At 62.2% G+C, this 10,516-nt stretch carries 11 protein-coding genes; 6 read left to right on the forward strand and 5 right to left on the reverse strand.

Annotation, left to right across the window (positions count from 1 at the left end; translation table 11 throughout):
* Positions 1–17: 17 nt before the first annotated feature.
* Genes AXW67_RS07260 through AXW67_RS07270 form a run of 3 tightly spaced genes read left to right on the forward strand, consistent with a single transcriptional unit; the run spans position 18 to position 3,459 of the window.
* A complete protein-coding gene (locus tag AXW67_RS07260; protein WP_063677286.1) occupies positions 18–1,481 on the forward strand; it encodes a TadA family conjugal transfer-associated ATPase in 1,464 nt (487 codons plus the stop codon).
* 16 nt (positions 1,482–1,497) lie between these two features.
* Positions 1,498–2,475, forward strand: a complete 978-nt coding sequence (locus AXW67_RS07265) for a type II secretion system F family protein (RefSeq protein ID WP_063677308.1) — start codon at positions 1,498–1,500, stop codon at positions 2,473–2,475.
* A gap of 9 nt (positions 2,476–2,484) precedes the next feature.
* Entirely contained in the window at positions 2,485–3,459 is a 975-nt protein-coding gene (locus AXW67_RS07270; protein ID WP_027553968.1) for a type II secretion system F family protein, read from the forward strand.
* Positions 3,460–3,648: 189 nt separating this feature from the next.
* On the opposite strand, the gene AXW67_RS07275 is transcribed toward AXW67_RS07270, so the two are convergent.
* Positions 3,649–4,461, reverse strand: a complete 813-nt coding sequence (locus tag AXW67_RS07275) for a tetratricopeptide repeat protein (RefSeq protein WP_063677287.1) — start codon at positions 4,459–4,461, stop codon at positions 3,649–3,651.
* Between the two features lie 93 nt (positions 4,462–4,554).
* Positions 4,555–6,057 carry a metallophosphoesterase family protein gene (locus AXW67_RS07280; RefSeq protein ID WP_063677288.1) on the reverse strand — a complete coding sequence of 501 codons (1,503 nt, stop codon included), beginning with the start codon at positions 6,055–6,057 and terminating at the stop codon, positions 4,555–4,557.
* Positions 6,058–6,473: 416 nt separating this feature from the next.
* On the opposite strand from AXW67_RS07280, the gene AXW67_RS07285 reads away from it, so the two are divergent.
* Together AXW67_RS07285 and AXW67_RS07290 are read left to right on the forward strand one after the other, a co-directional pair.
* Complete coding sequence (locus AXW67_RS07285; protein ID WP_145927462.1) at positions 6,474–7,595, forward strand: ATP-grasp domain-containing protein; 1,122 nt, start codon at positions 6,474–6,476, stop codon at positions 7,593–7,595.
* A gap of 1 nt (position 7,596) precedes the next feature.
* Positions 7,597–7,797: a hypothetical protein gene (locus tag AXW67_RS07290; protein ID WP_027553972.1), complete on the forward strand. Its 201-nt coding sequence runs from the start codon at positions 7,597–7,599 to the stop codon at positions 7,795–7,797.
* 515 nt (positions 7,798–8,312) lie between these two features.
* Here the strand turns inward: AXW67_RS07290 and AXW67_RS41655 are convergent.
* On the reverse strand, positions 8,313–8,762 hold the full coding sequence (locus AXW67_RS41655; RefSeq protein WP_145927463.1) for a hypothetical protein: 450 nt from the start codon (positions 8,760–8,762) through the stop codon (positions 8,313–8,315).
* Positions 8,763–9,042: 280 nt separating this feature from the next.
* Complete coding sequence (locus AXW67_RS44995; RefSeq protein WP_430648704.1) at positions 9,043–9,258, reverse strand: hypothetical protein; 216 nt, start codon at positions 9,256–9,258, stop codon at positions 9,043–9,045.
* On the opposite strand from AXW67_RS44995, the gene AXW67_RS43825 reads away from it, so the two are divergent.
* Positions 9,190–9,591 carry a hypothetical protein gene (locus AXW67_RS43825; RefSeq protein ID WP_245315446.1) on the forward strand — a complete coding sequence of 134 codons (402 nt, stop codon included), beginning with the start codon at positions 9,190–9,192 and terminating at the stop codon, positions 9,589–9,591. The genes AXW67_RS44995 and AXW67_RS43825 overlap by 69 nt on opposite strands.
* Positions 9,592–9,916: 325 nt before the next feature.
* Here the strand turns inward: AXW67_RS43825 and AXW67_RS07300 are convergent.
* The coding region (locus AXW67_RS07300) for a group II intron maturase-specific domain-containing protein (protein WP_245315419.1) at positions 9,917–10,516 on the reverse strand (600 nt) is incomplete at its 5' end.

A 10,516-nucleotide genomic window follows, 5' to 3' on the forward strand; every position in this document is an offset into this window, starting at 1 on the left:
CCGCATGGAGTTGTTAAGTGTTCGGTAAGCGTAGCGGAACAGACACCGACTTTCGGGCTCCCAAGCCCGGTGCCGTGTCGCCAGAGCCTGTCCAGGCTCCGGCGCCCACGGTGTCGCGCGCGCCGCCCCCGCCGGCCATTGCCTCGCCGCCGCTTGCGCCCGCCAAGCCCGCCCCGACCATCGAGACCCGCCGCTCGGACAATTACTACGAGGTCAAGGCGACCATCTTCGGCGCGCTGATCGAGGCCATCGACCTCGCCCAGCTCGCCAAGCTGGATTCCGAATCGGCGCGCGAAGAAATCCGCGACATCGTCAACGAGATCATCGCGATCAAGAACATCGTGATGTCGATCGCCGAGCAGGAAGAGCTGCTCGACGACATCTGCAACGACGTGCTCGGTTATGGCCCGCTCGAACCACTCCTGGCGCGCGACGACATCGCCGACATCATGGTGAACGGCGCGGGCACGGTCTATATCGAAGTCGCCGGCAAGATCCAGCGCACCGGCATCCGCTTCCGCGACAATCAGCAGCTCCTCAACATCTGCCAGCGCATCGTCAGCCAGGTCGGCCGACGCGTCGACGAATCCTCGCCGATCTGCGACGCGCGCCTCGCCGATGGCTCCCGCGTCAACGCCATCGTGCCGCCGCTGTCGATCGACGGCCCTGCGCTCACCATCCGCAAGTTCAAGAAGGACAAGCTGACGCTGGATCAGCTCGTCAAGTTCGGCGCGATCTCGCCGGAGGGCGCGGAGATCCTCCAGATCATCGGACGTGTCCGCTGCAACGTGCTGATCTCCGGCGGCACCGGCTCCGGCAAGACCACGCTGCTCAACTGTCTCACCAACTATATCGAGCACGACGAGCGCGTCATCACCTGCGAGGACGCGGCCGAGCTTCAGCTCCAGCAGCCCCATGTGGTCCGGCTTGAAACCCGCCCGCCCAACATCGAGGGCGAGGGCCAGGTCACCATGCGTGAGCTGGTGCGCAACTGCCTGCGTATGCGTCCCGAGCGCATCATCGTCGGCGAAGTCCGCGGACCCGAGGCGTTCGACCTGCTCCAGGCCATGAACACGGGCCATGACGGCTCGATGGGCACGCTGCACGCCAACAACCCGCGCGAAGCACTGTCGCGCTGCGAATCCATGATCACGATGGGCGGTTTTTCCCTTCCCTCGCGCACCATCCGCGAGATGATCTGCGCCTCGATCGACGTCATCGTCCAGGCCGCGCGCCTGCGCGACGGCTCACGCCGCATCACTCACATCACCGAGGTGATGGGCATGGAAGGCGACACCATCATCACCCAGGACGTCTTCCTCTACGACCTCGTGGGCGAGGACGCCAACGGCAAGATCATCGGCCGGCACCGCTCGACGGGCATCGGCCGGCCGCGGTTCTGGGAGCGCGCCCGCTATTATGGCGAGGAGAAGCGCCTTGCCGCAGCGCTCGACGCGGCCGAAGTCGCGGCAAAGGCGTGAGCACGGTACCGCCATGATGAACATGCAAGTCCTCGCCTTCGCCTTCCTCGCGACCGCCGCCACCGGCGGCATCGCCTGGGTCTTCCTCTATCCGTTGCTGTCCGGTGAGCGGCAGGCGGAGAGCCGCCGTGCTTCGATCTCCCGGGCTGAGGCCCCAACCGCCCGCCAGGCCGAGAAGAGCCAGCGTTCGCGCCGCGAGCAGGTCGAGACCACGCTGAAGGACCTCGAGGCGCGGCGTCAGCAGGAGAAGAGCGTTCCGCTCAGCGTCCGCCTGTCGCAGGCGGGGCTCGACTGGACGCCGCAGAAATTCTGGATCGCCTCCGCCATATTGGGCGGCGTGCTGGGCGCGGTCGCACTGTTTGTCGGCGGAGGCCTGATCGGCGCCGTCGGTCTCGCCTTTGCCGGCGGCTTCGGCCTGCCGCGCTGGGCGCTGAGCTTCCTGAAGAAGCGACGCGAAGACAAGTTCCTGGCAGCCCTGCCCGACGCTGTCGACGTCATCGTGCGCGGCATCAAGGCCGGCCTGCCGCTGTTCGAATCGATCAAGGTCGTCGCCGCCGACTCGCCGGAGCCGCTGCGCAGCGAATTCCTGGCGATCATCGAGACCCAGGCGATCGGCATGCCGCTCGGCGAAGCCTGCGCGCGGCTCTACGATCGCATGCCGCTGCCGGAAGCCAACTTCTTCGGCATCGTGGTGTCGATCCAGCAGAAATCGGGCGGCAACCTCTCCGAAGCGCTCGGCAACCTCTCCAGGGTGCTGCGCGACCGCAAGAAGATGAAGGAGAAGATCCAGGCGATGTCGATGGAGGCCAAGGCCTCGGCCGGCATCATCGGCTCACTGCCGCCGATCGTGATGTTCCTGGTCTATCTCACCACCCCGCAATACATCTCGCTGCTGTGGACCCATCCCACCGGACAGCTCATGCTGGTCGGCTGCGTCATCTGGATGTCGGTCGGCATCATGGTGATGAAGAAGATGATCAATTTCGATTTCTGACGGTGCCGCATGGTCGAATTTCTCGTCTCGAAACTGCATGACGTCCGTTTTATGACCATGCTGCTGGCGGCCATCGCCGCCAGCGCAACCGTCTATACGCTGGTGATGCCGCTGTTCGCAGGCGAAGGCCTCGCCAAGCGCATGAAGGCGGTGGCGAGCGAGCGCGAGCGGATCCGGCAGCGCGAGCGCGAGCGCCTTGCCAAGGGCGAGAAGGTCACGCTGCGCCAGACCCCCAAGCAGCTCGTCTCCAAGGTCGTCGAGGATTTCAACCTCACCAAATGGCTGGCGCAGGAAGCCGCGCGCGAGAAGCTGATCATGGCGGGCTATCGCGGCCAGGCGCCCTACATCACTTTCCTGTTCGCGCGCATGGTAGCCCCGCTGGTCCTGCTCATCGGCTCGATCCTCTACGTGTTCCTGATCGCGCATATGCAGCAGTCGATGCCGGTCAAGATCGGCATCTGCATCGGCGCGGCCTATCTCGGCCTCCAGGCGCCGATGCTGTTCCTCAAGAACGCCATCTCCAAGCGCCAACTCTCGATCAAGCGCGCTTTCCCGGACGCGCTCGACCTGCTGCTGATCTGCATCGAATCCGGCATGTCGGTCGAGATGGCGTTCCGGAAAGTGGCCACCGAGATCGTGGGCCAGTCGATTGCGCTGTCGGAAGAATTCACGCTGACGACCGCCGAACTGTCTTACTTGCAGGACCGCAAGGTCGCCTATGAAAACCTGTCGAGGCGCACAGGGCTCGAAGGCGTCAAGTCGGTCTGTCTCGCGCTCCAGCAGGCGGAGCGCTACGGCACGCCGCTCGGCCACTCCTTGCGCGTCATGGCGCAGGAAAACCGCGACATGCGCATGAACGAAGCCGAGAAGAAGGCGGCAGCGCTGCCGCCGAAGCTGACGGTGCCGATGATCCTGTTCTTCCTGCCGGTGCTGTTCGTCGTCATTCTCGGACCGACCGGCATCAAGGTCGCGGAGCTGCACTAAGGCGCGGTCCGGTCAGGCGCCGCCTGATCGCGCGCGGCCGATCCAAAAATATCGAAAACAACCCCATGCAAAGTAGCCGGCGACCGCCGGCTTGATGCCCTGCGGATCTCACCAAGCATCTGATGCGGCAGGCACAATCGGTGTCGCGGCGCACGAGCTCCGGCAACCTCTCGTCAGCAATGGTTTTGATCAGTCAGGCTGGCTGAGGGAGGCGACCGGCGTCCGCTTCGCCGCACCGCGCGGCGCCTCGTTGCGGTTCAGCATGTCCTTGAGGTAGGCGACGTTGGCCGCGGCCTGGTCCGGCGGCAGATCCGCCTTCACGATGGTCTCGGCTTCGGCAAAGCGCCCCTGGAGGCCGACCACCAGCCCGAGGTTCTGCCGCACCCGCGCGCTCGCGCGCGGCGAGGCGTAAGCCTGCCGCAGCGCCTCCTCGGCCTTCGGCAGATCCTTCGACAGCATGTAGGACAGGCCGAGATTGGAGAGCACGCCGGGATCGCCCGGCGCGATCTTCAGCGCGGCCGCGTAATAGCTGCGCGCCTCCTCGTGCCGGCCCATCTGATCCAGCGCAGTGCCCTGCACCGAGAGCAGGCGCCAATCCGGATTGTCGGGCGAGTGCGCCTTCGACAGCACGTCGAACGCTTGCTGAAAATTGCCGTTGTCGGCGAGCGCGCGGCCGTACTGGGCGAGCAGCGCCTTGTTGCCGGGATGGGCGATGGTCGCCTGCTCGAGCACGGCGGCGGCCTGCGCGCGCTGGCCGTTGGCGCGCAGGGCCTGGCCATAGGCGAGCGCGACGTCGGCATCCTTGGGATTTGCGCGGTAGCGCTCGCCATAGGCTTCGACGGCACGAGCGGGATCAGTGGGAGCAGCTTCCGCGCGCGGCGCGACCGAGCCGGTGGCGTCGGAGAGCTTCGACATGGCCGTACAGCCGCCAAGGCCCGCGGCTAGCGCCGCGACCAGCGACGTGGACGCAAGAAGCCGGGCTGGACTGAACCGTTGACGCATGACGCCTTGACTCTGGAGCCGATTGATCGAGCCGAACGCGTCAGCAATAGACTGTTAACCCTAACGGCCGGTTAACGGCAGCTCCGTGGCCTCTCAAGGCGGCGCTTGTGGCGGCGCCTCGCCGCCCAGGCCGAGATCAAGGCCGAGCGCCTTCACCTGATCGTTCAGCTCCCGCAGCAGCTGCAGCCTCTGCCGGATCTGCTGCTGCTCGTCGATGCCGCCGCGCGGCATCCTGGGCAGTTGGCGCAGCAGGTCGGCGCGATTGATCACCCGGGTTGCGCGGAGATCGTCGAGCTCACCGCGGTCGATGCCGAGGACATCCGCCGATTGCTCGACCAACAGGCTCAGCAGCGCCCCCGCCGCAGCCAACGCCTTGAGCACGTGCCTGGACCCCGATTTTGTGGACTTGCTGTCGAGATCATTCCACACCCTTGACGTGACGAGATAGGCGTAAAGCGCCTCCGCCCAGCTCAGTTCACGGTCATCGTAGAAGGCGCGTCGCACCAGCAGCGGACGAATCAGCGCCGGAAGCTGATCCCGCCTGGGCGTCGCGCATGAGGCGATCTCGATCGCCGCCTGGAAGGCGGGATCGCGGGAGAAATCGCGCTCCGTGGGCAGCCTGATGATGCCGTCCGGCAGGTTGCTGTCGAGCGGCCTGAAGGCACCGTCATTGCGCGGCCGGCAATAGCGGGCGATCGCGAACCGGTGCTGCGGGCCGCCCATGTCGGGCGACGGCCCGAAATGGATGATGTTGAAGCCGGCATCGTCGCCGCCCTGCCCGGTCGAGGACGGACAGGAGAGCACGTAGATCGTGCGCCAGAAATCCTCGCCACCCTCGCTCCGGGTGGCGCGCGGATCGGGGATCGAATAGCGGGCGAAACCCTCGACATGCCGGTGACCATGCAGGACCAGATTCACGTTGAGCGAGGTGGCCGCTTCGAGAAAGGTCGCGGGCGCGGCGAGATACATCAGCGGCTCGTCGGGGACGCCGAGGAAGCGCTTTCCTTCGCCGGTGGCCTGCGGCAGCGGATGATGGTGCAGCGCCAACACGCGTACCAGATTGTCGACGGGCTCGGCGTAATCGGCGCGCCCGGCCGAGCCCAGGCTGCCCGCGAGCTCGACGCTCAGCCGCGCGGAATGCGTGACCACCGCGCTGTAAGCGCTCTCATCGATCGGGCTGCCTGCGAGCGTGGTCAGGCTGGCATTATTGGAATCCAGCAGCACGAGGTCGAGCCCTGACTGGCGGTAGTAGACGCTCTTCGACGTCCGCGGCAGATGCAGGTAGTCATAGGCATCGTGCCGGCCGCTGCGCTGGCTCGGGCGTTTGACGTCATGATTGCCGGCGATCGCCTGGATGTCTGTGAACAAGCCGCTTTGCCGGAAGGATGCGATGACCGCAAGCGCCTCGTCGAGCGCGCGCGGCGTCGGACCGTTCACGAGATCGCCGGTCAGCAACAGGATACGATCGGGGACGGCCGAAAACTGTGCCATCCTCTCGCCTAGCGCTGTCCCGAGCGCCTCGATCGTGGGAAGCAGCCGGCCCGATCCGTCCAGATGCAGGTCGGAAATCTGCGCAATGACGAACGACCTATCCATTTGCGCCGCCTCATTGTGAATGCTGCGCCGCCAAAGCGATGAGAGAAATGCTTGCGCCCGATACGGGTAAAATACGCAATCACAATCTAAAATGCTCTACAATAATGCCACAACCGCAGCGCTAGTAAAGCCCTGCACCTGTTTCTTTGCCGGCGTCGCGTGAACGGCTGTTCTCACAGCAAGATACGAGGCGAGTCCGAAGATGGTTTCGCGAGGACGTGGCTCATCAGCGGCAGCCTGCCATAGCCGCGTGGATGCATGCTGGACAAAAGCAAGGTCATCACGCCGCCGGTCCGATCGCGGCGAAGGCCCAGTCGGAGAAGGCCCAGTGGGAATTGAATGTCTATTTTACGTCGTATGATCCATAGTGTCTTTTCAATGGGCGACATATCCCTGTGAGACGCAGGAGAAGTCAGTTGGCTGCGCGATTGCTCTTTACGAACGCTGGTCACGCTCCGAGCAACAATCTGGCCCGCAGCCTGCGAAGGGGGGCCGAGCCTGTCTTCATCGTCGGCTGTAACGACGACCAGTTCACTCTGAAGAAATCCGACGCGGACAGACACTATCTCGTTCCGCCCGTGGACCACCCGGAATGGCCCCAGGCACTGCGATGGATTGTCGAAACAGAACGCCTGGATCTCATTGTTCCTACGGTTGATTCTGATCCGGATAGCCTGTCGCGCGTGCGTAAGCAGCTGAGCGAGTACCTGTTCCTGCCACCCGCATCCGTGCTGGAAATCTGCCGGGACAAGTACCGTCTCAATGCGCTCTTGCGCGACAACGGCGTCGACGCCCCCGCGAGCCATCAGGTGAAGGATCTGAGGCACATCACCAAGATCTTCCAGGAGCTGAGGGGCAGCAGGCCGCTGTGGTGCCGTGTTCGGGACGGGGCCGGCGCGCTTGGTGCGCTGCCGGTCCGGACGCCGGAGCAGGCACGCAGCTGGATCCGGTACTGGAAGGAGATGCGCGGCGTGCCTGTCTCCTCGTTCATGCTTTCAGAGTACCTGCCAGGCCGCGATTTCGGCTGTCAAAGCCTTTGGAAGGATGGCGAGCTGGTGCTGATCAAGACCTATGAACGGCTTTCCTATCTCGGGACGGGCAGCCAACCAGCGCAAGTTTCTTCCGTAGCAGCCCTCGCAAAGACCGTGTTCGAACCGAAGGTCGTCGACACCTGTACACGTGCAATCCGATTGCTTGATGCAAAGGTGTCCGGCGTTTTCAGCGTGGATCTCAAGGAGAATGCGCGCGGCGTTCCTTGCATCACGGAAATCAACGCAGGCCGGTTTTCGTCCGCAACCAACATCTTCGACCTGGTTGGAAAGCACAACATGGCCGCGAGCTTTGTCCGGCTGGCGAAAGGTGTGCCGGTCGATATCGAGAACACTTACGACGCTGCGCCGGATTGGTACATGCTGAGAGGCATCGATGGCGCTCCGTGCATCTTCCACGCCTCCGAATTCTCCGATAACATCAGAAAACCTTGGCAAGGGGCAGGCCCCCGTCGGGGCCGCTTGCAGGCAACGGCAAGGGGCAAATAGCATGGCGGATATCCAGGTCCACAAACGCGTCAACAAGGGTCGCACGTTTATCCGGATTGCGGTCACACCCAAAAGCACAGAGACGCGCAAACTGCTTCGTCAATTCCAGGCCGGAGTTAAGGAATTTGAGAAAGGTTGGAAGTCGACCCAAGCCTATCGTGACGCGCAAAAGGCCAAGAAAAAGAAGAAGGCCAGGAAGTAGCGAAACGGAAAAGCCGCTCGTCGCTACGGTCACGATCGATCGAGACCTCGACAGCCATCAGCTCGAGACGATCCGACTCGAGCTGCGGGCTCTCGCACGGTCCTGCGGGCTGGAGGTCAGTAGCATCGAGGTCGAAACCACAACTCGCCGCTAGAGCGCATTTTCGTGCCCGGTTTTCCGGGCCGGCGCAGATTATCCGCGACATGCTTCGGCTGACCTCGTCCCGGAAGATTGAGCTGGGTCGTGAAACTCATAAATCCGGGATGTCTGCTTTCGAGGGTAATGCGGACACGCGCCCCCGCCCCCGGAATGTCGCCTTGTGACCCGAAGCGGTCATGCCTTGAACGCGGGTCCTGCCGTCCGACTAGCGTCTTCGCGCGGCGGCGATGTGATCCGCGAGCCGCGCCGCATCTTCACCAATCCGCGGCAACAAAGATGATTTGAAGGGAAGGTTTGCCGAACCGAAGTCTCAGGGGTGCAGTCCTGCACGCACCGCATCCCGTAGTCCGTTCTGATCACTTTAACTGGAGGGTGATCACATCCATCCATCGCCAGTGTCTTTGGAACCCATAGTCTTGACGAATCGTGTCGCTGGTTAGATTGCAGCGACCGGTTTGTCGAACGAGCGGACGCGAAAGCCCATTCTCCACCAGTGCGCAAACGTGCCTGCCAAAATGAATCACACCCGAAGAACCGTCGTAGGTCAGACCGCGAATGCTAAACTTGTATCGATTGTACGGCCTACAGTCGGATGCCGCCCAGTCTCCGGGCAAGTATCTCTCACAAAACGAGGCTGAGACCCACGCACGCCTGAGATCTGGGTCGAGTTGAAACTCCAAAAAGGATGCACCATTAGGCCAAGTATGAACCGTGGGAACTTTACCAACAAAGATCGATTCGGCATTGGCCTTTGCAGACGCGGTCGAGATGGAAACAGCACAGAGCAACGCAATGGTTGTCTTCATATTCAACTCCTTCAGCTTGGCATTACGGTGACACTGCAAGTAACCAAGCTTGTCTGAAGCGCGGAGGCAATTTACGAGAGGCTCATGCAAGCAGTCCCCGGTCAGAGGGCGCCACGGGCTAGCTTATCTGGAATCGAACTTCCTTCCCATCACCACATGATAAAGTCTGTTTCTGGCCCATCAGCGAAGTGGCGACACCTCTTATCGAGGTCCACTCAGCGGAGCATAGCGGACTAGATTTGCTCACGCTGAGTTCTTCTCATTTTGACCCAATGCCGACTTAGCTCGGTGATATCGATTTAAGCCTTGGCTTAGTTCTCCGGTGGATTGGGCCTCCCGGTACATACCATCCGGCTTTTTTGCGCACCGTTGAATTTTCATCACCTTGCTGAGCGCTAGACATCGCTGCAGCCGCAAGGGCATTGGTGTGGACGAACTGTCCGACGACTTCAATCGCCATTGCGCGAACATGCGCGTCGGGATCGCGCTGAAGCAAGTTCAGCGCCTTTGGAAATACTTCCGCTTCCTCGGGTCTGCAGGTCCCTTCCTTGCACCGGTCGCACGCCAGCGTGTGCAAAGCCGAACATCTGACCCGCTCATCGTTATCGTTCAGCATTTCCATCAGATCGGTAAGAGTTTCGGGCGAGAGATACCGGTCGAGAAACCTGCAGCAATGCAGTCGGATATCAGCAATGTCGTGCCGCAAACCGGCTCGCACTGCAGGAAGTGCTTTGATCCCGAGCTCGAGCAATCGCCGATAAGCTTTTGGCGCTTTGTACCGGAATGCGAGTTCTCCGATGATCTGGTGGTGCTCTGTCAATGTCTGTGACCGGTCAGGTTGTAGGACATCGACAATACTAGCATACCGCGATTCGCTTTTCCAGACCGGCATTTCCGCTTGTGGCCCATCTGCGACATGCCTTTGGATACCGCGAATGTCTGCTCTTCGGGGGAGACCGGAATTGACGAACCGGCGGCCGAAACGACGCGATTGGTAGAGTCGAGATGTGACGCGGTTGCTTTAGGATCGAACATATCTGTTCCCGCCCCTTTCGTCTGGCGGTGCCTTAGTGGTTCGACCGTGACTCCGTTTCCACACCTCGCTCATCGAACCGGACAGGCAGATCTCCCGCATCCGGCTCTCGGACAAGACCTCACGCCTTCACCCACGGCACGTCGTGTCCGCGCGCAGTTAGGCGTACGAGCCCGAAGTGCCCGTAGAGGTGCGAGAGTGGATAAGTCCCGCCCTTGCGTCGCCTGACCTTGTGCTTGGAGCGCAACCACCGGCGCAACCGCACAGCGGTGTAGTTGTCGATCGCGCGATACGCTTTGATGACGGTGCCTACATTGAAGTAGTTCGCCCATCCGCGCAGCGTGCGGTTCAACTTCGCCACCAACTCTGTGGTGTCTTGCCCTACCCCAGTTCGAGCCGTCAGCGCATGAATGGTTTCCACCATGCGCTTGATGCTTTTCTTCGATGGCCGGTACCCCAGGCGCGCCTGGCCGGTTCTCGCAGAATACATCCGCCCGAACGAGTAGCCCAGGAAGTCGAACTCTCCTTCCGGCACCTTGCAGATTCGTGTCTTCTCCTCGTTGACCGTCAGCTTCAGCCTTCCCATGATCATGCGCAGTTGTCGCAAGGCCTCTTCAGCTTTGCCCCGCCTGCACAGGATTACGAGATCGTCGGCATAGGTCACGATGCGAGAGCCGAGGCTTCGCTCCAGCCCGAGCATCTTCCATCCCAGCACAAACCG

Source organism: Bradyrhizobium neotropicale (genome assembly GCF_001641695.1).
In the GTDB taxonomy this organism is placed as follows: domain Bacteria; phylum Pseudomonadota; class Alphaproteobacteria; order Rhizobiales; family Xanthobacteraceae; genus Bradyrhizobium; species Bradyrhizobium neotropicale.